Below are 21143 nucleotides of genomic sequence, written 5' to 3' on the forward strand. Positions count from 1 at the left end.
TGGTGCTGTCGCGAACCCACGACATGACACCCCACGCCACGTCACGGAGCACCATGACCACAGCCCTGATCATCGGTGGCGGCATCGCCGGCACGGTGACCGCGATGGCCCTGCGGAAAGCCGGGATCGACGCGGTCGTCTACGAGACGTACCCCACGGACGCCGTCGACGCCGGTGCGTTCCTCGTCGTCGCCGCCAACGGCCTGGAGGCACTGCGCACCATCGACGCCCATGAACCGGTGCTGAAGAACTCCTTCCCGGCCGGCCGCGTCGACTTCATCAGCAACACCGGCAAGCGGCTCGGCAACCGCCCCATGTCCGGATCGCAGGACGGTGGCCTCGGCTCCGTGACACTCAAACGCGCCACCCTCGCCCGGGTGCTGCGCGAGGAGGCGGTGCGCCGCGGAGTGCGCGTCGAGGGCGGCAAGCGGCTGCTCGCCGCCCACACCAGCCCCGACGGCCGGATCGTCGGCTCCTTCGCCGACGGCGGCCGCGCCGTGGGCGACATGCTGATCGGCGCCGACGGCATCCACTCGCTCGTCCGCAGGCTCATCGACGCGGCCGCGCCCCGGCCCCGCTACACCGGACAGCACACCGTCTGCGGCTACACCCGCGACGCCGACCCGCCGCCGGACCCCGACGCCTACACGATGATCTTCGGCAAGCAGGCGTTCTTCGGCTGCACCACCGCCCCGGACGGCGAGGTCTGGTGGTTCTGCAACGCCCCGGCCGAGGAGATGTCCAAGGCCGAGCTCGCCGCCGTCACCTCCGAGCAGTGGCGGGAGCGGCTGCTGACGCTCTTCGCCGAGGACAACACGCCCGCCGCCGACCTGGTGCGCGCCACCGGCGACACCATCGTGGCCACCGCCGCCTACGACCTCGTCTCCACCCCCACCTGGTCCGAGGAGGCCATGGTCATCGTCGGCGACGCCGCGCACGCCTGCGCGCCCAACGCCGCACAGGGCGCCTCGATGGCCATCGAGGACGGTGTCGTACTCGCCAAATGCCTGCGCGATCTGCGCACGCCCCAGTCGGCCTTCGCCGCGTACGAGGCGCTGCGCCGGGAGCGGGTCGAGAAGGTCGCCGCGGCCAGTGCGGGCATGGCCCGCCGCACGGCGCCGGGGCCGGTGGCACGCGCCCTGCGCGATGTCACCATGCCGCGCAAGCTGGACCGGGCGTCCAACGGCGCCTCGGACTGGCTGACCGGATACCGCATCGACTGGGACGAGCGGATCGACGCGCAGACGGCCCGCCGACGCCGCTGACATACCCCGGCCCCGCCCGGCCCCGCCCTTCCCGGGGGCGGGGCCGACCGGGCCCCACGTTTGGCCCGGACTCTCACGGGCACTTGGAGCTCCCTGGCCCCGTATGCCCGGGAGATTCGTGTGAGCCCAGTACGCATAGTGATCGTCGGTGCCGGATTCGCCGGTTATCAGGCCGCCCGTACGCTCTCCCGCACCCTGCGCGGCGCGGCGGACATCGTCCTGATCAATCCCAATGACTACTTCCTGTATCTGCCCCTGCTGCCCGAAGTGGCGGCCGGGGTCCTGGAACCCCGGCGTGTCTCGGTCTCCCTCACCGGCACCCTGCCGCACGTCCGGCTGGTGCTGGGCGAGGTCCACGGCGTCGACCTGGACGCCCGCAAGATCTCCTGGCGGGACCCGGACGGACGGTCCGGCGAGATGGACTACGACCGGCTCGTGCTCTCCGTGGGCAGCGTCAACAAACTGCTGCCGATCCCCGGTGTGGCCGAGCACGCCCACGGCTTCCGCGGCATGCCCGAGGCGCTCTACCTGCGCGACCACATCACCCGGCAGATGGAGATGTCCGGCACCGCCGCCGACCCCCGGGAGCGGGAGGCCCGCCGTACCTTCGTGGTGGTCGGCGCCGGCTACACCGGCACCGAGGTGGCCGCCCACGGGGTGCTCGTCACTGATTCGCTCGCGCGGAAGAACACCTCGCTGCGCGACGCGCCGCGGCCCCGCTGGATGCTGCTCGACATCGCCCCCCGGGTCCTTCCCGAGCTGGACAAGAAGCTGTCCCGCACGGCCGACCGGGTGCTGCGCAAACGGGGTGTCGAGGTCCGCACCGGCACCACGGTCAAGGAGGCCACCTCGGAGGGCGTACTGCTGGACAACGGCGAGTTCATCGAAACCCGGTCGCTGATCTGGTGCGTCGGGGTGCGCCCCGACCCGCTGGTGGAGCAGCTCGGGATGCCGACCGAACGCGGTCGGCTGAGGGTCGACCAGTATCTGGCCGTGCCCGGCTATCCCGACGTGCTGGCCTGTGGGGACGCCGCCGCGGTGCCCGATCTGACCCGGCCGGGCCAGTTCACCCCGATGACCGCGCAGCACGCCCAGCGGCAGGGGAAGGTCGCGGGCCACAACGTCCTGGCGTCCCTCGGGCGCGGCACCGCCAAGCCGTACAAACACCACGACCTGGGGTTCACCGTCGACCTCGGCGGGGTGCAGGCCGCCGCGGACCCGATGCACATCCCGCTGTCCGGGCCGATCGCCAACGCGGTCACCCGCGGCTACCACCTGATGGCGATGCCGGGGAACCGGGTCCGGGTCGCCGCCGACTGGCTGCTCGACGCGGTGCTGCCACGCCAGGGGGTACAGCTCGGGATGGTCCCGCCCTGGGCGGTGCCGCTGGACACCGAGTCGCCCGAAGTCGCGCAGACCGCCCGGGCGGCGGTCGACCGCCGGTGAAACCTGGAAGGAGAACAATGCGACACGAACAGCTCAGCGAGCTCGGGCAGCAGCTCCGTGTGGACTCGGTGCGTGCCGCCGCGACCGCCGGGTCCGGCCATCCCACGTCGTCGATGTCGGCGGCGGACCTGCTGGCCGTCCTGATGGGAAACCATCTGCGCTATGACTTCGAGCAGCCCGACCACCCGGGCAATGACCACCTGATCTTCTCCAAGGGCCATGCCTCCCCGCTGCTCTACTCGGTGTACAAGGCGGCCGGGGCCCTCCGCGACGAGGAGTTCATCACCTTCCGCAAGCGCGGCAGCAGGCTGGAGGGCCACCCCACGCCCCGGCTGCCGTGGGTGGACGTGGCCACCGGATCGCTCGGACAGGGCCTGCCGTACGGCGTGGGCATGGCCATGAGCGGCAAGCGGCTGGACCATGTGCCCTACCGCGTCTGGGTGCTGTGCGGCGACAGCGAGATGGCCGAGGGCTCGATGTGGGAGGCGTTCGAGCACGCGGGCTACGAGCGGCTGGACAACCTCACCGCCATCATCGATGTGAACCGGCTCGGCCAGCGAGGGCCCACCCGCCACGAATGGGACCTGGACGCCTACGCCCGGCGCATCCGCGCCTTCGACTGGCACACCATCGAGATCGACGGCCATGACATCGAGGCCATCGACCGCGCCTACGCCGAGGCGCTGTCCACCGTCGGCCGCCCCACCGCCATCATCGCCCGCACCATGAAGGGCCGTGGTGTGGCCTCGGTGGAGAACCGCGAGGGCATGCACGGCAAGCCGCTGAAGAACGCGGACGAGGCCATCGCCGAGCTCGGCGGCGTACGCAACATGGCCGTACCGGTGCTCGGCCCGCCCTCGGTCACCCCCACCCGGCCCGCGTCCGAGGGCCCGCTGGCGCTGCCGCGCTACAACACCGGCGACTCGGTGCCCAGCCGTGACGCGTTCGGCGAGGCGGTGGCCGCCGTCGGCACCGCCCGCGGCGATGTGGTGGCGCTCGACGGCGAGGTGGGCGACTCCACCCGGCTGGAGTACTTCCACAAGGAGCACCCCGAGCGGTACTTCGAGTTCTTCATCGCCGAGCAGCAGCTGGTGGCCGCGGCCGTCGGCATGCAGACCCGCGGCTGGAACCCGTACGTCTCCACCTTCGCGGCCTTCTTCACCCGGGCCTACGACTTCATCCGGATGGCCTCCATCAGCGACGCCGGCCTCAACCTCATCGGCTCCCACGCCGGGGTGGCCATCGGTGAGGACGGACCCTCGCAGATGGGCCTGGAGGACCTGGCCGCCATGCGGGCGGTGCACGGCAGCACGGTGCTCTACCCGTGCGACGCCAACCAGACCGCCCAGCTGACCGCGGCCATGGCGGAGCGGTCCGGCATCCGCTATCTGCGCACCACCCGCAGCGGAACGCCGGTCATCTACCCGCCCACCGAGAGCTTCCCCATCGGCGGCTCCAAGGTGGTGCGCTCCAGTGACGACGACCGGGTCACCCTGGTCGGCGCCGGGGTCACCCTGCACGAGGCCATTAAGGCCGCCGACCGGCTCGCCCAGGAGGGCATCCCGGCCCGCGTCATCGACCTGTACTCGCTCAAGCCGGTGGACGCCGAGACGCTGCGCGCCGCCGCCGAGGCGACGGGCCGGCTGGTCACCGTGGAGGACCACCACCCCGAGGGCGGACTGGGCGACGCGGTGCTCGAGGCGTTCGGCGACGGCCGTCCGGTGCCCCGGATGATCCGGCTCGCGGTGCGCATGATGCCGGCCTCCTCGACCCCGGAGGAGCAGCTGAGCGACGCGGGAATCGACGCGGACGCGATCGTCACGGCCGCGCGGCAACTGGTCGGCAAGGGCTGAGAACGACTGAGGGGCGGGATCGCCGAGAGCACGAAACGGCCGGAAGGAGCGGACACATGGGTGTCAAGCACGGAATGCGCGTGGTGGTGGTCGGGGCCACCGGCAACGCCGGTACGAGCGTCGTCCGCGCGCTCGGCGAGGCCCCGGACATCGAGTCGATCGTGGGCGTCGCCCGCAGGGTGCCCAGCTGGTCGCCGCCGAAGACCACCTGGGTACGCGCGGACATCGGGCGGGACGCGGGTGAGGAGGCCGACCTCGTACGGCACTTCGAGGGCGCCGACGCGGTCATCCACCTCGCCTGGCTGATCCAGCCCAGCCACCGGCCCGCCGTCACCTGGGCCACCAATGTCCTCGGCAGCAAGCGGGTCTTCGAGGCGGTGGCACGGGCCGAGGTGCCGGTGCTGGTGTACGCCTCCTCGGTGGGCGCCTACTCGCCCGGCCCCGAGGACGGCCGCCCGGTGGACGAGTCCTGGCCCACCGACGGCTGGCCCGAGGCCGCGTACTGCCGGGAGAAGGCGTATGTGGAGCGGGTGCTGGACGCCTTCGAACGGGAGCATCCGCAGGTCCGGGTGGTGCGGATGCGGCCCGGCTTCCTCTTCAAGGAGGAGGCGGCGGCCGAGCAGCGCCGGCTGTTCATGGGCCCGTTCCTGCCCCGGCGGCTGGTCCGCTCCACCTTCCTGCCCGCCGTCTTCGATCTGCCGGGACTGCGGCTCCAGGTGCTGCACACCGACGACGCCGCCGAGGCGTACCGGCTGGCGCTCGGCCGTCAGGTGCGCGGCGCCTTCAACCTCGCGGCCGAACCGCCGGTGGACGGCGAGACGCTGGCCGGGCTGCTCGACGCGCGGACGATGCGGATCCCGCGCTTCGCCGCCCGCTCGGCCATGGCCACGGCCTGGCATCTGCATCTGCTGCCGCCCTCGCCCCAGCTGTTCGACGCCGCCCTGCGGCTCCCGCTGATGGACACCACCCGCGCCCAGGAGGAACTGGGCTGGCGGCCCCGGCACACCGCCGTCGAAACACTCCACGAGTTCCTCACCGGGCTGCGGCGCGGCACCGGTATGGACCAGACCGCGCCGCTGGCCCCCAAGCTCCCCGGCGGACGGGCGCAGGAGGCCGCGACGACCGGCGTGGGGGAGCGGCCCTGACGGGCCCCCGGCCCCCTGAACGACCCCGGACCCCCAGCCGTGTGAGACGCGGCACATGACACGGGCTCAGCGGCAGCACGCCGCCGGGCCCGTACCGCTGTGACCCGTGGCCACTCGTAACGCATGACCCGACTCCCGTACGCTGCTGCCCAGTTGGTCGGGATGTCGACGAGGGTGGGGACACATGGGCAGGGTGGGGAGTCCGGCGCGCGGTCATGCCCGGCGCACGGGAACGGTGGCGGTCGCCGCGGCGGCCGCCGCACTGTGTCTGACGGCACCGGCCGAGGCCCGGCCCGCCACCGCCGACGATCCGTCCTACTCCGCCACCACCTCGGTGGGGGTGCACAACGCCTACGAGAAGGCCAAGTACCCCTACTTCGCCGACGCGCTGGACTCCGGAGCCTCACTCCTGGAACTCGATGTGTGGACCAACGCCTTCGGCGCCGGCTGGCGGGTCTCGCACTCCAACCCGCTCGGCAACGACAACAACTGCGAGAACGCGGCGGGCCCGGACGAGCTGCGCACCAAGCCCCGCGACCAGAGCCTGGCCGGCTGCCTCGCCGACATGCGGGCCTGGCACCAGGCCCATCCGGGGCACCGTCCCATCCTCGTCAAGGTGGAGATGAAGGACGGCTTCAACGGCAAGAAGGGCCGCGGCCCGGCCGACCTCGACGCCCTCCTCGGCGCCACCTTGGGCGACGCGGTGCTGCGCCCGGCGGATGTGGTGGGCGGCCATGCCACGCTCGACGAGGCGGTTCAGGCGGGTGGCTGGCCGTCCCGCTCGGCGCTCGCGGGCAAGTTCGTCGTCGAGCTGATACCGGGCACGGTCGAGGAGAACAACCCCCTCGACACGCTGTGGACCGACCGCGAGTACGCCACCCATCTGCGGGACCTGTCCGCCGCCGGGAAGCTCGGCCAGGCCGCCGCCTTCCCCGCCGTCCACGGCGCCGCCTCGGGCGACCCGCGCACCCGCTACACCGACGCCGCCCTCCGGCCCTGGTTCGTGCTCTTCGACGGTGACGCGTCCACGTATGTCACCAGCGGTATCGACACCGCCTGGTACGACGACCGCCACTACCTGCTGATCATGACGGACGCGCACAACGTGGCGCCCCCGATCGACGGCACCAACCCCACCGAGACCCAGGCGCGGAACCGGGTGTCCGAACTCGCCGCACGGCACGCCAGCTTCGCGACCGCCGACTGGTATCCGCTGCCGTCCGTGCTGTCCACCGTCCTGCCCCGTGGCTGAGCCGGGGTCAGCCGGGGCCGCACCCGGGACCGTGAGTTGTGAGAGCGGGTATTGCTCGGCGGGCGTGGGACAGGTTGCCCGCCATGACTGAACCAGGATCCGTCACCTGGCCACCTGCCCCGATACGGACCGAGCGGCTCGTGCTCCGCGAGCCCGAGGCCCGGGACCGTCCGGCGTTCATCGACCTGCTGGCGTCGCCAGAGGTGCACACCTACCTCGGCGGCCCCCGGCCGCGGGACGAGCTCGAGCGCGAGATGCCCGGGACGCCCGAGCGGCGGCCTGGGAGTTTCGTCGTTGATCTCGACGAGGCGATGATCGGCCAGATCCTGCTCAGGAGAGCGACGGGGCACCGCCGTCCGGCCGCCGTGGGGAAGGTCGAGCTCGGCTACCTGTTCCTGCCGCGGGCGTGGGGATTCGGGTACGCCGCCGAGGCGTGCGCGGCGGCACTCGACTGGTTCGACGGCGTCCTTCCCGGCGAGCCGGTGGTGCTCACCACCCAGACCGCCAACGTCGGCTCGATGCGCCTCGCGGCGAAGCTGGGGTTCACCGAGGTAGAGCGGTTCCACGCATGGGACGCCGAGCAGTGGCTCGGCCTGCGGTCCACGGTCACGCCGTCCGGCTGAGCTCGGCGCCTGCGTGAGGCAGGACATGTGGTTCGCGTTCTGGAGTGGATCAGCACACGTGGATCAGCACACGTGGATCAGCACACGAGGGAACGCGCGATGCGGAATCCCACGTCGTCGACCTGGAAAGTCGGGTGGCTGCGCCGCCGCGCGGAGGCCCGGCAGCTCCAGTGCTCGTCGAACCAGCCTCCGCCGCGTAGCACCCTGTAGGCGCCGTAGACCTCGGCGTCGTAGATGTCCCAGCACCAGTCCCAGACGTTGCCGAGCATGTCGTAGAGGCCCCACGGGTTGGGCCGTTTGCGGCCCACGTCGTGGATCTGCTCGTGGGAGTTGCCGCGATACCAAGCGATCTCGTCGAGAGGTCCGTAATGCGGTCCGGTCGTACCGGCGCGGCAGGCGTGCTCCCACTCGGCTTCGGTAGGCAGCCGGTACCCGTCGGCGGACGCGTCCCACTCGATGCCTTCGCCGTCGGCATGGAGGTGGTAGGCGGGCGCGAACCCGTCGCGTTGGGACAGGACGTTGCAGAAGTGGACCGCATCCCACCAGGAAACGCTCTCGACGGGCAGCGGGGTGCCCTGGGCGGTGCTCGGCCACAAGCCGGTGACCTGTGAGTACAGTGCCTGGGTGACTGGGAGAGCCGCGAGTTCGTAGGGCGCAAGCTCGACCGACCAGCTGCGCTGTGTCCGCCGGTCCGACAGCGTTACCTGCCCCGGCGGGATGGCGATCATCTTTCCCGCGCTCGCGTCCATGGACAGGTGATCATATCGGTACCCGTTCTGGACAACCCGTGTGGCCCTGTCCAAACGTCACCCCCGTGGCGCCGGGCGGGGCTGCTTTGCGTTCGCGGACGTTCCCGGATGACGCTGTAAAGTCGCGGGGGTGGATCGCGCGGTGCACGGTGGAGGGGGATTCCTGTTGAGGGGAGAGGCGTATGTCCGGCCACACATACCGGGTGACGGAACTCGTCGGCTCGTCCACCGAGAGCATCGACGACGCGATCAGGAGTGGCGTCGACCGGGCTTCGAAGACTCTTCGGGAACTGGACTGGTTCGAGGTCACGGAGATCCGCGGGCACCTCGAAGGCGGGCGCATCGCGCACTACCAGGTGGGGCTGAAGCTCGGATTCCGGCTGGAGGACACGACGTCCTGACGGACTCGAGCGCACGCTGCACGGTGCCTCACCGGGCCGGGCTCCGCGAGCCGGACGTGCGGCCTCTACGGCACCACGGTGACCGGCCAGCGCCCGGCCTTGACCAGCCGTACGGCCACCGAGCCGATGAAGCGGTGCCCGGCCTGCTCGGACGCGCCCACCACCACGGCGTCGGCCTTGAGCTCATCGGCCGCCTGGGCCAGGCCGTTGTACGGATCGCCCCGGAAGGTGTGGAACTCCCAGCGCACCTCGAAGACCCCGCGCAGCCGCTCGGTGGCCTCCCGCATCTCCCGCATCAGCTCCTCGGCCACCTCACCCGTGGTGTCGGACACCGAGGCACCGAGCGCCGCCCCCGCGGCCAGCACCGGCTGGATGTAGACCACGACCAGCAGCGCCTTCTGGCGTCTGGCCAGCCCGGCGGCGTAGGCCGTGGCGCGCCAGGAGGATTCGGAACCGTCCAGTCCGGCCACGATGACCTTCGGTCCGTCGGTTCCCCGTTCAAAAGACGGAGGGAGTTTGTCCACCACATCTGCGAGGCTAGCGCCAGGGACGGTCCGGTGATCACCCGGCCCGTCAAGCGGTGCTCGCGCACCGCGACCGCGTCATGACCGCCACCGTACGACAGGAGAGACAATGGGCGGCACCCACGGGGGCGAACTCCTCGCCATCAGCGACCTTCATGTGGCCTATCCGGAGAACCGGGCGATCGTCGAGCGGCTGCGGCCCGGCTCCGACGACGACTGGCTGATCGTCGCGGGGGACGTCGGCGAGGTCTTCTCCGAGATCGAGGAGGTTCTCGGCCTGCTGAGCGAGCGCTTCGCCAAAGTCATCTGGTCACCCGGGAACCACGAACTGTGGACCCATCCCAAGGACCCATTGGAAGTCAGGGGGGTGGCGCGCTACGAGGCGCTGGTGGAGATGTGCCGGGCGAAGGGCATCGTCACGCCCGAGGACCCCTATCCGCTCTGGGAGGGCGTCGGCGGGCCGCTGGTCATCGCCCCGCTGTTCCTGCTCTACGACTACACCTTCCGCCTCGACGGCCTGGCCACCAAGGAGGCCGCGCTGGCCCACGCCCATGAGGCGGGGGTGGTCTGCACCGACGAGCACTTCCTGCACCCCGACCCCTACCCCACCCGCGACGCGTGGTGCCGGGCCCGGGTCGCCGAGACCGAGGCGCGGCTGGCGGCCATCGACCCGGAGCTGCGGACCGTGCTCATCAACCACTGGCCGATGACCCGGCTGCCCACCCGGGTGCTGCGCTACCCCGACTTCGCCCTGTGGTGCGGCACCGAGCTGACCGCCGACTGGCATGTGCGGTTCCGGGCCGAGACGGTCGTCTACGGCCATCTGCACATCCCCCGGACGACGGTGGAGGACGGGGTGAAGTTCCAGGAGGTCTCGGTCGGCTACCCCAGGGAGTGGAAGGCCCACGGCCGGCTGCCCGAGGACCCGCTGCGCCGGATCCTCCCGGTGCCGGTGCCGTAGGGGGCCGCGCGGTGTCCGGTGGGCCCGGGGGCATCGCGAGGGTGCTGAGGGCATCGCGACGGTGCTCGGGGGCGTCGCGACGGTGCTCGGGGGCGTCGCGACGGTGCTCGGGGTGGCACTGGACCTTGTGGGGCGGCGCGTCCTGACGCGCGGGGTGTCTTGACGGGCCCGGAGGGCGGCGCCGTACGGTCTCGGCTGTGAACCCTGTCGAGGCGTTCCTCCCCGAGACCTACACCGCCGGTGTCCCGTACGCCCTGTTCGGCGAATTGCGGGCCACCCGCCCCGTCTGCCGGATCGACGAGCCCGCGGTCGGGGCCTGGCCGGCCGGCCCCGGCTTCTGGGCGGTGTTCCGGCACGCCGACGTCAAACACGTCCTGCGCACCCCCGAGGTCTTCTCCTCCCACCTCGGGGCCACCCAGATCCGGGACCCCGACACGCCCGCCGACCTGGAGTTCGTGCGGGCGATGATGCTCAACCAGGACCCGCCAGACCACTCCCGCAGCCGCCGCATCGTCGCCGCGGCCTTCACCCCTCGCGCCGTACGGGAGCTGGAGGCGGCCATCGAGGAGCGGGCCGCGGCGCTCGTGGACTCCGTGGCCGGGCGCGGCGAGGCCGACTTCGTGGAGCTCGCCGCCGATCTGCCGGTCTGGACCCTCGCCCAGGTGATGGGCGTCCCCGAGGGCGACCGACGGCTGCTGTTCGACTGGGCCGGCAGGGTGATCGGCTACCAGGACGCCGACTACGCCGGGTTGTCCACCGCGGCCCGCGAGGAGCTGAGCCCCATCGGGCGCGCCGCCCTCGCCCACCGGCCGTCCTCGGCGCCGCGCCGCCCCGACGGCCGGCCGATGAACCCGCGCTCCCGCGAGGCCCTGGCCGATATGTTCGCGTACGCCCACGCACTCGCCGAGCGGCCACGGCCGGGCAGTGTGATGGCGCGGATGCGGGAGGGCGGGCTGAGCCGGGACGAGTTCGAGAACATGTTCTTCCTCTTCGCCGTGGCGGGCAACGAGACGCTGCGCAACGGCATCCCCGGCGGGCTGCTCACCCTGCTCGACCACCCCGAGAGCCTGCGGCTGCTGATCGACCGGCCCGAGCTGACCGGCTCCGCGGTGGAGGAGATGCTGCGCTACTGGCCGCCCGTCATCGACTTCCGGCGCACCGCCACCCGCGATGTGGAGCTCGGCGGACAGCTCATCCGGCGCGGTGAGAAGGTCGTCGTCTTCCATGCCTCGGCCAACCGCGACGAGACGGTGTTCACCGACCCCGACCGGTTCGACATCACCCGCGCCCCCAACGACCATCTGAGCTTCGGCTTCGGACCGCATGTGTGCCTGGGTGCGCATCTGGCCCGGGTCCAGATGCGGGCCATGCTGCGCGCCGCCCTGGACCGGCTGCCGGGACTGCGCCGGGACGGTGAGCCGGTGCGGCTCACCTCCAACTTCCAGAACGGCCTCAAGACCCTCCCCGTGCGCTGGGAAACAGATCGGTGAAGGCCGTGGTCGAGTCGCCGACCGACCGTCCGAAGGGCTCGTCGAAGTCCCACACCAGGAACAGCAGGAAGACGATGAGCGCGGTGAACATCACCGCGAGCATCAGCTCCCGGGGCGAGCGGCGGATTTGCAGGGTGAAGACCAGTCCGATCACCAGCGCCGCGCCGAGCACCAGGCCGAACCAGACCAGCGGCGGCATGGTGGGCCCCGCGCTCTGCTGCCGGGCGCCGCGCGCGTCGTCCACGGCGGCCACCTGATCCACCATCGGCTGATACGCCTGCGACTGGAGGTCGTTGTGCGGGGCCGCGTGGGTGACATCGCGGCGCAGGGTGGTCAGCAGCTCGGTGCCGCGGTCGGTGAGCTCACCCTTGTCGATCATCACCTTCCACTCGGTGTGCACCACATGGTCCACATACGCGTCCACGTCGTCACGGATGCGGTCGCGCACCGGACCGGGGTAGATGCTCGCCCGCTCGGCCACCTCGTGCAGCGCCTGAGCCTCCGTACGGGCCCCGTCCTGCGCGGCGGAGCGCGCCTCCCAGACACCGGCGATGGCCAGGCCCAGCACGATCGCGTAGACCACGCCGATCATCATGATCATGTAGTCGAGGACATCGGGGGTCTCGTCCGGATCGTCGTCCTCCCCGAGTCTGCGGGAGTTGAGGACCGCCCCGGTCACCACGACCGCGCAGGTCCCGGCCATCACCAGGGTCATAATCAGCCATTCGGGCATGGATGAACCTCCCAAGCGGTTCGGCGGTGGGCCATCAGCCGCGCCGCCCGCCGCGCGCGCCGGAGCGCGAACGCGGACGGAGAGCGGCGGCCGCGAGGACCGCGGGCGCGGTGAGCAGCAGAGTGAAGGTCACCAAGGAGGTCCCGTCGTCGGGCTTCTTGCGCGCGGGTTTCTCATACGCGTGCATCTCGACGGCACGGGTCCTGGTCGGTGCGGGAGCCGGCGCGGGGGGTGATGCCGGAGGCTGGGTACGCGAGGGCGGGGACGGCGGCGGAAGCGCGGGCGCGCGTGTGGGCCCCGGCGCGGGGAGCCGCGGAGCGGGCGTGGGGGAGGGGGCCCGCGGCGTCGGGGTGGGGGGAGGAGTGGGGGTCGGCGTGGGCGTACGGCTCGGAGTGGCGGACGGACTGGGGGTGGGCGTCGAGGACGGCGTCGGCGTCGGGGTGGGCGTAGGAGTCGGCGACGGCGTGGGTGTCGGTGTGGGGGTGGGCGTGGGCGTAGGGGTCGGCGTCGGCTTGGGCGGTTTGGGGCACCAGCCGTATCGGGCGACGAGGCCGACCGGGCCCGCCGAGGCGGCGACGCACACACACAGGCCCGGACCGATCCGGATCCGCACCGAGGCGAACGGTCCGTCGTCCGGGCCCCCGGCCCAGGACCGGGTATCGGCCGTCGGCCGAGGGGAGGCGGGCGCGTTCGCCGGACCGTCACCGTCCCCGTCGGCCAGGGCTGTCGCCCCCGCCGAGGTGAGGACAAGGGCAGTGGCCAGGACCCCCGCACGCCATACGCGCTGCCATCGCTTCACGAGGAGATGTTCGGCCGAATGGGCGCCCGCCAGCCGTGTGACCACCGGAATTACCCCGAATAGGGGAACGGGCGGTGCTGACATTGGCGCATCGAGGTTCAGCCGAGGACATTCCCCTGTTCAGCCGAGGACATTCCCCTCATGCGCGCTCGGCTGACCGGGGCGGTGGGCCCCGGTCGCAGCCGAGCGCGCCGGTCACGGCTCGCCGAAGCTCCCATGCCGTCCCGCGCCCGCGGCGAACCGCGCCGCGCCGTCCAGCCCCTCGGCCAGCGCCGCCCGACCGTGGCGCAGCTCCCGCGCCATGGCCTCGTCCTCGGGCAGCCCCTCCTGCTCCAGCAGCGAGGCCCGGTCCGAGCGCAGACACGTCTGCGGAAAGCGGGCGATCTCGGCCGCCAGCCGCTCCGCCTCAGCGCGCGCCCGCCCCGGCGGTACGACGCGGTTGGCGAGCCCGATGGCGTACGCCTCGTCGGTCGGCACCGGCCGTCCCGTCAGCACCAGGTCCATCGCCCGGCCGGCGCCGATCAGCCGTGGCAGCCTTACCGTTCCGCCGTCGATCAGCGGGACGCCCCAGCGGCGGCAGAACACCCCGAAGACCGCGTCCTCCTCGGCGACGCGCAGATCGCACCAGAGCGCCAACTCCAGCCCGCCCGCCACCGCGTGGCCGCTGACCGCCGCGATCACCGGCTTGGACAGCCGCAGCCGGGTGGGCCCCATCGGGCCGTCGCCGTCCTCGGCCACCCGGTTGCCGCGCGGTGTGCCGACCGCCTTCAGATCGGCGCCGGAGCAGAAGGTGCCGCCCTCGCCCCACAACACCGCGACCCGCGCCTTCGGATCGGCGTCGAAGGCGCGGAAGGCGTCGGCCAGCGCCATGGCGGTCGCGCCGTCGACGGCGTTGCGCACCTCTGGCCGGGAGAGCACGACCGTGGTGACCGGGCCCGCCCGCTCCGTGCGAACCGTAAGGCGCGCACCGGCCGCGTCTTCCGCTGCCCCGGCGTCGGCCGCACCGCCCGTGGGCGTCACCGCGCGTCCTTCGGGCGGGCCCGCTCCAGGATCGGGCCGGTATCGGTGCCGGGCGGCAGGGTGCCGAAGGCGTGCCCCCAGTCCCCGTCGAGCCGCGAGGCGCAGAACGCGTCGGCGACCGCCGGATGGCTGTACCGCACCAGCAGGCTGCCCTGGAGCACCAGCGTCATCTGCTCGGCCAGCCGGCGCGCCAGCAGCTGCGCCCGCTCGGGGTCGGTGAGCTGCGGCAGCAGCCCGCGCAGCCGGTCCACGGCCGCGTCCAGCCGGGCGTCCGCCCCGGCCGCGGCGTCGACCTCGGCCAGGAACGCCTCCAGGGCGCCGTTCTCCCGGCCCAGCGCGCGCAGCACGTCGAGCGCCGCGACGTTCCCCGAGCCCTCCCAGATCGAGAGCAGGGGCGCCTCGCGATACAGGCGCGGCATCCCGGACTCCTCCACGTAGCCGTTGCCACCCAGGCACTCCAGGGCCTCGGCGGCATGGGTGGCGCCGCGCTTGCACACCCAGTACTTGCTCACCGCGAGCCCCAGCCTGCGCAGCGCCGCCTCGCTCTCGTCCCCGTCCTCGGCACGGTCCAGCGCGGACGCGAGCCGCATCGCGAGCGTGGTGGCCGCCTCCGACTCGACCGCCAGATCGGCGAGCACATTGCGCATCAGCGGCTGGTCGACCAGCTCGGCGCCGAACGCCCGGCGGTGCTCGGCGTGGTGCAGCGCCTGCCGCAGCCCGGCCCGCATGCCCGCCGCCGAGCCGATGACGCAGTCCAGCCGGGTGACGTTGACCATCTCCACGATGGTCCGCACCCCGCGGCCCGGTTCGCCGACCCGCCAGGCGAGGGCGGACTCGTACTCGATCTCGGCCGACGCGTTGGAGCGGTTGCCCAGCTTGTTCTTGAGCCGCATCAGCCGCAGCGGGTTGCGGCTGCCGTCCGGCAGCACCCGGGGCACCAGGAAGCAGGTGATCCCCTCCTCCGTCCGGGCCAGCGTCAGGAAGACATCGCTCATCGGCGCGGAGGTGAACCACTTGTGGCCGGTGAGCACGTAGCGGCCCTCGCCGTCCGGTACGGCCCGGGTGGTGTTGGCGCGGACGTCCGAGCCGCCCTGCTTCTCCGTCATCGACATGCCCGCGATCAGGCCCCGCTTGCCGAGCGGCGGGCGCAGCCCGAAGTCGTAGGCGCGGGCGGCCAGCAGCGGTTCGTACCCGGCGGCGAGCTCCGGCTCGGCGCGCAGCGCCGGGACCGCGGCGTACGTCATGGAGATCGGGCAGCCATGGCCGGGCTCGGCCTGTGCGAAGGCGTAGAACTTGGCCGCGCGCACCAGATGGGCGCCGGGGCGGGTCTCGGCCCACGCCGCCGCGTGCTGGCCGCTCTCCACGGCGACGCCCATCAGCTGGTGGTAGGCGGGGTGGTACTCGACCTCGTCGACGCGGTGACCGTAGCGGTCGTGGGTGTGCAGCACCGGGGGGTGCTCCTCGGCCATCCGCGCCCAGTCCTGCACCTCGGCGGAACCGGCCCGCGCGCCCAGGTCCCGCACCTCCTGTTCGCCCCAGCCGCCGCCGTGCCGCCGCAGGGCCTCCAGCAGAGCGGGGTCGTCCGCGGTGCTGAAGCCGATGAGCGGCGGGGCCTGGTTGAGGACCTCGTGCGTGGCGCTCATGGCAGACATCTCCTCGTTCGCGGTGGTCTCCCGGGCCCGGCCGGGTCTCATATTCCCGGGTCTTACACTTCCAGTATGCGCGACGTCGAACTGTAATGGATAGGGTTTCGCGTAACCATGGACGACACCGGAGCCCCCACCCTGCGGCCGCTGACCGCGCGCTCGGTCGTGCTCAGCACCCTGCTGGGCCTGCACCCGCCCCAGCTGCCCGCCCGCGCCCTGGTGCGCGTCGGCGCGCTCTTCGGCACCGCCGAGGGCACCATCCGGGTCGCGCTCACCCGTATGGTCGCCGCCGGTGACCTGGAGCAGAGCGGTGGCACCTACCGGCTCACCGACCGGCTGCTGGCCCGCCAGGCGCGACAGGACGAGAGCCGCGCCCCCCGCACCCGCCGCTGGGACGGCACCTGGGAGATCGCGATCGTCACCTCCGACCGGCGCGAGGCGGCCGAGCGCGCCGCCCTCCGCCAGGCCATGGCCGCCCTGCGCCTGGCCGAACTGCGCGAGGGCACCTGGATGCGCCCCGCCAACCTGGTCCACCCGCGCCCGGACGTCGCCGCCGAGCAGTGCGGCTGGTTCACCGGCGGGCCGGAAGGCGATCCGGCCGAGCTCGCCGCGCGCTTGTGGGACCTGGACGGCTGGGCCCACCAGGCCCAGCTGCTCGGCGCGGCGCTGGACGACGCGGAGGAACCGGCCGACCGCTTCACCGTGGCCGCCGCCGCCCTCCGCCACCTGCTCGCCGACCCCGTCCTCCCCGCCCGGCTCCTGCCGGAGGACTGGCCGGGTGCGGAGCTGCGCCGCCGCTACGACGCCTTCGAACGCGACTTCCGGGCGTGGCTGCCGCGATACGCGGGCGGCTGACCACGGCGGTGCCCCCTGGCGGTGGAGGCCGCCCCGCGCCCGGCTACGCCGATTCGCGGATCACCAGCTCCGTGGGGAGGACCAGCGCCGGTTCGATGCTCTCTCCCGCGGTCAGGCGCAGCAGCTGGCGGGCCAGACGGCGGCCGATGCCGCCTATCGGCTGGCGCACGGTGGTCAGCGGGGGTTCGGTGTAGCGCGCGGGCTCTATGTCGTCGAAGCCGACCACCGCCACGTCGTCCGGCACCCGCCGGCCGGCCCGGCGCAGCGCCCGCAGCACCCCGATCGCCATCAGGTCCGAGGCCACGAACACCCCGTCCAGCCGGGGCTCCCGGTCCAGCAGCTCCCGCATCGCCACCGCCCCCGACTCCTGGGTGAAGTCCCCGACCGCGACATGCGCCGCCAGCCGCGCCCCGTCCAGCGCGGCCCGGTAGCCCGACAGCCGGTCCATCCCGGCCACCATGTCCCGCGGGCCCGCGACCGTGGCGATATGGGTGCGCCCGGAGCGGATCAGATGCTCCACGGCCAGTGCCGCGCCCGCCGCGTTGTCCACCCCCACGTACGGCGGCGACGCCGGGCCCGGCACCCGCTCGTTGCAGACCACCGGGATGCCCATCCGGGTCAGCGCGGCGGGCAGCGGATCGGCGCCGTGCATCGACGCGACCATGACCCCGTCCACATGCCGGGCCAGCGCGAAGCGCTCGATGCGGTCACGGCTGGCGGCGGAGCGGGCCATCATCAGCACCAGCTGCTTGTCCGCGGCCTCCAGCTCCTGGCTCACCCCGCGCACCACGCCAGGGAAGAACCGGTCGTCGGAGAAGACCCGGCCCGGCTCCTCGGGGAGCACCAGCGCGAAGGAGTCGGTGCGCTGGGTGACCAGGCTGCGGGCCGCCTGGTTGGGGATGTAGCCCAGCTCCTGGATGGCGCTCAGGACCGCCTCACGGCTGTCCTCACCGACCTTGGTCGAGCCGTTGACGACACGGGAGACGGTGGCGCGCGAGACACCCGCGCGCCGCGCCACGCTCTCCAGGGTTGGCCGGGGCCGGTGCATCCGCGCATACCTCGCTGTTCGCTCACTGACGGGTCGATACAGCATGGATCAAGACCGGTCAGGGCGCGAGGACGCGGGCGCGGCAAACCGACGGGGAGCCCCAGGCGGAGCGCAGGGCGCGGGCCTTGCGGATCCACAGCGAGAGGTCGTACTCGTCGGTGTAGCCGAGCGCGCCGTGCAGTTGGAGGGCGGTGCGCGCGGCCGTGTACGCGGCCTCGCCGGTGGCCACCTTCGCCGCGGCGACCTCCGCCCGGACGTTACTCGTGGGCCCCGACGCGTGGGCGCCGCTCGTGGGCCCGGAGGTGTGCGTACCGCTCGTGGGCCCGGACGCGAGCGCGCCGCCCGTGGGCCCCGACGCGAGCGCCACCGCGGCCCCGTACAGCAGCGGCCGGGCGAACTCCAGGCCGATGAGCGCGTCCGCCAGCCGGTGCTTCACCGCCTGGAAGGAGCCGATCGGGCGGCCGAACTGGGTGCGCTGCCCGACATACGCCGCGGTGCGCTCCACCAGCGCGAGCCCGGTGCCGAGCGACAGCGCGGCCGTGGCGAAGGCGGCCCAGTCCGCGGCGCGCACGGCGGCCTCGGCCACGGCCGGGCCCCGGGCCAGCAACTCACCGCCGGGCAGCGGCCGGGCCAGCCGCCGGGCCGGGTCGAACGAGGGCTGGACCGGCCCGTGCCCCGGGGCCAGCCACAGCTCCTCGCCCGCGACGGCGAAGACGGCGTCGGCGGCGTCCGCGTCCAGCGCGTACGGCCCGCCGTCGGCCGCCGCGAGCGTCACCAGCGCCCGTCCGTCGGCGATCCGGGGCAGCCAGTCCTTGGCCACCTGACCGCTCCGCGCCGTGCCGCCCTCGGTGAGCGTCCCCAGCAGCACCGCGGCGGCGGCCGTCTCGGCCAGGGGCCCCGGCACGGCGTGCCGTCCCGCCGCGACGTACGCCACGCCCAGCTCGACGGGCAGCGGCCCGACGCCCTCGTACGCCTCCGGTACGGCCAGCCCGGTCACCCCGGCGTCGGCGAGCCGCCCCCACACCGCGCGCCCCGGCGCGTGCTCGCCGCGCCCCCAGGCCCGGATGGCGTGCGGCGTGTCGGCCCCGCCGAGCATCCGGTCCACGGTGCGGCCGAAGTCCGTCTGCGCCTGATCCAGCATGAACCTCATCCGAGCGTCCCCTCGTCAGCCAATGGGCTCGTCATCTGCCACGGGACGCCCCGCCTCGGCCTCGGCCACGGGCCCGTCACCCTCACCGGCGTCCCTTCGGCAGGCCCAGCAGCCGCTCGGCGATGATGTCGCGCTGGATCTCGTTCGTGCCCGCGTAGATCGGGCCCGCCAGGGCGAAGGTGTAGCCGTCGGACCACGGGCCGGGCGCGTCCGGGTCGTCGGCGGCGTCGGACAGTTCGCCGTGGGGGCCCAGCAGGTCCAGCGCCGTTTCGTGGAGGGCGATGTCCAGCTCCGACCAGAAGACCTTGTTCAGGCTGGACTCGGCCCCGAGCGAGTCCCCGGCGGCCAGCCGGGAGGCGCCCGCGTAGGCGAAGAGCTCATACGCGCGGGCGCGGATCACCGCGTCGGCGACCCGGTCGCGCAGCGCGGCCGCCTCGGTCCCCGCATCGCTCCCGGCCGCGTCCGCCCGCTCCCGCCACAGCGCCACCAGGCGCCGCGCCGCCGCGGTGAACCGGCCGGGGCTGCGCAGGGTCAGCCCGCGCTCGTTGCCCGCCGTGCTCATAGCGATGCGCCAGCCCTGCCCCGGCTCGCCGATGACGTCCTCGTCGGGGACGAACACCTCGTCCAGGAAGAGCTCGGCGAAGGCGGGCTTGCCGTCGATGCGGCCGATGGGGCGCACGGTCACACCGGGCGCGTCCAGGGCGAACATCAGATACGTCAGCCCCCGGTGCGGGGCGTCCGCCGCCGGGCCGCTGCGGAACAGGCCGAAGGCCCGGTCCGCGAAGGCGGCCCGGGACGACCAGGTCTTCTGTCCGCTCAAGCGCCAGCCGCCGTCGGTGCGGCGGGCGGTGGAGCGCAGCGAGGCGAGGTCGGAGCCCGACTCCGGCTCGGACCACGCCTGGGCCCAGATCGTCTCTCCGCGTGCCATCGGCGGCAGGATCCGGGCGCGCTGCTCGGCGCTGCCGTGCTCGAAGAGGGTGGGGGCGAGCAGGCTGATCCCGTTCTGGCTCACCCGGCCGGGCGCGCCCGCCGCGTAGTACTCCTCCTCGAACAGCAGCCACTCGATCACCGAAGCGCCCCGGCCGCCGTACTCCTCGGGCCAGGTCACCGCCGACCAGCGGTCGGCCGCGAGGGCGCGCTCCCAGGCGCGGTGCGCCGCGAACCCCTCGGCGGTCTCCAGGGAGGGGAGGGGAGCGGCGGGTGTGTGCGCGGCCAGCCACCGCCGGGCCTCGGCCCGGAACGCCGACTGCCGCTCGGTGAGATCGAGGTCCATCGGCGCCCCTCCATCGGCTCCGTGCGGGTTCCCTAACAAGTGTTTGGTAGGTTACCGTGGTGTCGTGATGGACAACAAGGCGCCGTACGTCCCCGGCCATGGCCTCCTTACCGGTCGCACGGCCGTCATCACCGCCGCCGCGGGCACCGGAATCGGCGGCGCCACGGCCCGCAGGTTCCTCGAGGAGGGCGCGCGCGTCGTCCTCGGTGACGCCCATGAGCGCCGGCTGAAGGAGACGGTGGCCACGCTCGCCGGGGAGTTCGGCGAGGAGCGGGTCGCCGGACGCGTCAGCGATGTGACCGACGAGGCCCAGATCACCGCGCTGTACGACCTCGCCGAGGAGCGCCACGGACGGCTGGACGCGGTGGTCAACAACGCCGGGCTCGGTGGCACCGCCCTGCTGACCGAGATGACCGACGAACAGTGGGACAAGGTCATCGACGTCACCCTGAACGGCACCTTCCGCTGCACCCGCGCCGCGCTGCGCCGGATGAAGGCGGGCGGCCACGGTGGCGTCGTGGTCAACAACGCCTCGGTCGTCGGCTGGCGTGCCCAGGCCGGTCAGGCCCACTACGCGGCGGCCAAGGCGGGCGTCATGGCGCTCACCCGCTGCGCCGCGGTCGAGGCCGCCGCGTACCGGGTGCGGGTCAACGCGGTCTCGCCGAGCCTGGCCATGCATCCGCATCTGGTGAAGGTCACCACCCCCGAACTGCTGGCCGAGCTCACCGAGCGCGAGGCCTTCGGCCGGTACGCCGAGCCCTGGGAGGTGGCCAACGTCATCGTCTTCCTGGCCAGCGGCTACTCGTCGTACATGACGGGCGAGACGGTGTCCGTGAGCAGCCAGCACCCATGAGGCGAGAATGAGAACGTGCCGAATTCCACCAGGAACCGCGCTTCCACCGGAAACAGT

General features: G+C 73.0%; 21 protein-coding genes. 11 read left to right on the forward strand and 10 right to left on the reverse strand.

Annotated elements, in window-relative coordinates; translation table 11 throughout:
• Positions 1-53: 53 nt before the first annotated feature.
• From ACJX2R_RS43735 to ACJX2R_RS43760, 6 genes are all read left to right on the forward strand, one after another.
• Positions 54-1265, forward strand: a complete 1212-nt coding sequence (locus ACJX2R_RS43735) for an FAD-dependent monooxygenase (protein ID WP_413104603.1) — start codon at positions 54-56, stop codon at positions 1263-1265.
• A gap of 120 nt (positions 1266-1385) precedes the next feature.
• On the forward strand, positions 1386-2711 hold the full coding sequence (locus ACJX2R_RS43740) for an NAD(P)/FAD-dependent oxidoreductase (protein ID WP_413104604.1): 1326 nt from the start codon (positions 1386-1388) through the stop codon (positions 2709-2711).
• Positions 2712-2728: 17 nt separating this feature from the next.
• Entirely contained in the window at positions 2729-4564 is a 1836-nt protein-coding gene (locus ACJX2R_RS43745) for a transketolase (protein WP_413104605.1), read from the forward strand.
• A 56-nt stretch (positions 4565-4620) separates the two neighbouring features.
• On the forward strand, positions 4621-5709 hold the full coding sequence (locus tag ACJX2R_RS43750; RefSeq protein WP_262702412.1) for an NAD-dependent epimerase/dehydratase family protein: 1089 nt from the start codon (positions 4621-4623) through the stop codon (positions 5707-5709).
• Positions 5710-5893: 184 nt separating this feature from the next.
• Positions 5894-6961, forward strand: a complete 1068-nt coding sequence (locus tag ACJX2R_RS43755; protein ID WP_413104606.1) for a phosphatidylinositol-specific phospholipase C domain-containing protein — start codon at positions 5894-5896, stop codon at positions 6959-6961.
• An 83-nt stretch (positions 6962-7044) separates the two neighbouring features.
• On the forward strand, positions 7045-7584 hold the full coding sequence (locus ACJX2R_RS43760) for a GNAT family N-acetyltransferase (protein ID WP_413104607.1): 540 nt from the start codon (positions 7045-7047) through the stop codon (positions 7582-7584).
• 77 nt (positions 7585-7661) lie between these two features.
• Here ACJX2R_RS43760 and ACJX2R_RS43765 read toward each other — a convergent pair whose 3' ends face one another.
• On the reverse strand, positions 7662-8333 hold the full coding sequence (locus ACJX2R_RS43765) for a formylglycine-generating enzyme family protein (RefSeq protein WP_413104608.1): 672 nt from the start codon (positions 8331-8333) through the stop codon (positions 7662-7664).
• 182 nt (positions 8334-8515) lie between these two features.
• Between ACJX2R_RS43765 and ACJX2R_RS43770 the strand changes: the two genes are divergently transcribed.
• On the forward strand, positions 8516-8734 hold the full coding sequence (locus ACJX2R_RS43770) for a dodecin (protein WP_262702409.1): 219 nt from the start codon (positions 8516-8518) through the stop codon (positions 8732-8734).
• Between the two features lie 65 nt (positions 8735-8799).
• Here ACJX2R_RS43770 and ACJX2R_RS43775 read toward each other — a convergent pair whose 3' ends face one another.
• The gene (locus tag ACJX2R_RS43775; protein WP_413104609.1) at positions 8800-9261 is read right to left on the reverse strand and encodes a universal stress protein; all 462 of its coding nucleotides are present in this window, start codon (positions 9259-9261) and stop codon (positions 8800-8802) included.
• A gap of 106 nt (positions 9262-9367) precedes the next feature.
• Between ACJX2R_RS43775 and ACJX2R_RS43780 the strand changes: the two genes are divergently transcribed.
• A complete protein-coding gene (locus tag ACJX2R_RS43780; protein WP_413104610.1) occupies positions 9368-10219 on the forward strand; it encodes a metallophosphoesterase family protein in 852 nt (283 codons plus the stop codon).
• 197 nt (positions 10220-10416) lie between these two features.
• Positions 10417-11709 carry a cytochrome P450 gene (locus ACJX2R_RS43785; RefSeq protein ID WP_413104611.1) on the forward strand — a complete coding sequence of 431 codons (1293 nt, stop codon included), beginning with the start codon at positions 10417-10419 and terminating at the stop codon, positions 11707-11709.
• Here ACJX2R_RS43785 and ACJX2R_RS43790 read toward each other — a convergent pair.
• The 5 genes from ACJX2R_RS43790 to ACJX2R_RS43810 form a co-directional block, all read right to left on the reverse strand.
• Entirely contained in the window at positions 11672-12442 is a 771-nt protein-coding gene (locus ACJX2R_RS43790) for a DUF4239 domain-containing protein (RefSeq protein ID WP_413104612.1), read from the reverse strand. The two genes, ACJX2R_RS43785 and ACJX2R_RS43790, sit on opposite strands and share 38 nt — an antisense overlap.
• Before the next feature lie 34 nt (positions 12443-12476).
• Positions 12477-12629, reverse strand: coding sequence for a hypothetical protein (locus ACJX2R_RS43795; RefSeq protein WP_020866297.1), 153 nt, complete (start codon positions 12627-12629; stop codon positions 12477-12479).
• Positions 12616-12972, reverse strand: coding sequence for a hypothetical protein (locus tag ACJX2R_RS43800; RefSeq protein WP_413104613.1), 357 nt, complete (start codon positions 12970-12972; stop codon positions 12616-12618). Before ACJX2R_RS43800 ends, ACJX2R_RS43795 begins: the two co-directional genes overlap by 14 nt.
• 464 nt (positions 12973-13436) lie before the next feature.
• Positions 13437-14261: a crotonase/enoyl-CoA hydratase family protein gene (locus tag ACJX2R_RS43805; RefSeq protein ID WP_413104614.1), complete on the reverse strand. Its 825-nt coding sequence runs from the start codon at positions 14259-14261 to the stop codon at positions 13437-13439.
• Complete coding sequence (locus ACJX2R_RS43810) at positions 14258-15904, reverse strand: acyl-CoA dehydrogenase family protein (protein WP_413104615.1); 1647 nt, start codon at positions 15902-15904, stop codon at positions 14258-14260. Before ACJX2R_RS43810 ends, ACJX2R_RS43805 begins: the two co-directional genes overlap by 4 nt.
• 117 nt (positions 15905-16021) lie before the next feature.
• Between ACJX2R_RS43810 and ACJX2R_RS43815 the strand changes: the two genes are divergently transcribed.
• The gene (locus tag ACJX2R_RS43815; RefSeq protein WP_413104616.1) at positions 16022-16762 is read left to right on the forward strand and encodes a PaaX family transcriptional regulator C-terminal domain-containing protein; all 741 of its coding nucleotides are present in this window, start codon (positions 16022-16024) and stop codon (positions 16760-16762) included.
• Positions 16763-16805: 43 nt separating this feature from the next.
• On the opposite strand, the gene ACJX2R_RS43820 is transcribed toward ACJX2R_RS43815, so the two are convergent.
• The 3 genes from ACJX2R_RS43820 to ACJX2R_RS43830 form a co-directional block, all read right to left on the reverse strand.
• Complete coding sequence (locus ACJX2R_RS43820) at positions 16806-17810, reverse strand: LacI family DNA-binding transcriptional regulator (RefSeq protein ID WP_413104617.1); 1005 nt, start codon at positions 17808-17810, stop codon at positions 16806-16808.
• 58 nt (positions 17811-17868) lie between these two features.
• A complete protein-coding gene (locus tag ACJX2R_RS43825) occupies positions 17869-18960 on the reverse strand; it encodes an acyl-CoA dehydrogenase family protein (protein WP_413104618.1) in 1092 nt (363 codons plus the stop codon).
• A gap of 82 nt (positions 18961-19042) precedes the next feature.
• The gene (locus tag ACJX2R_RS43830; RefSeq protein ID WP_413104619.1) at positions 19043-20233 is read right to left on the reverse strand and encodes an acyl-CoA dehydrogenase family protein; all 1191 of its coding nucleotides are present in this window, start codon (positions 20231-20233) and stop codon (positions 19043-19045) included.
• Positions 20234-20300: 67 nt separating this feature from the next.
• On the opposite strand from ACJX2R_RS43830, the gene ACJX2R_RS43835 reads away from it, so the two are divergent.
• Positions 20301-21086, forward strand: coding sequence for an SDR family oxidoreductase (locus tag ACJX2R_RS43835; RefSeq protein WP_413106104.1), 786 nt, complete (start codon positions 20301-20303; stop codon positions 21084-21086).
• The last annotated feature ends 57 nt before the right edge of the window (positions 21087-21143 follow it).

Source organism: Streptomyces sp. Inha503, assembly GCF_047215865.1.
In the GTDB taxonomy this organism is placed as follows: domain Bacteria; phylum Actinomycetota; class Actinomycetes; order Streptomycetales; family Streptomycetaceae; genus Streptomyces; species Streptomyces lycopersici.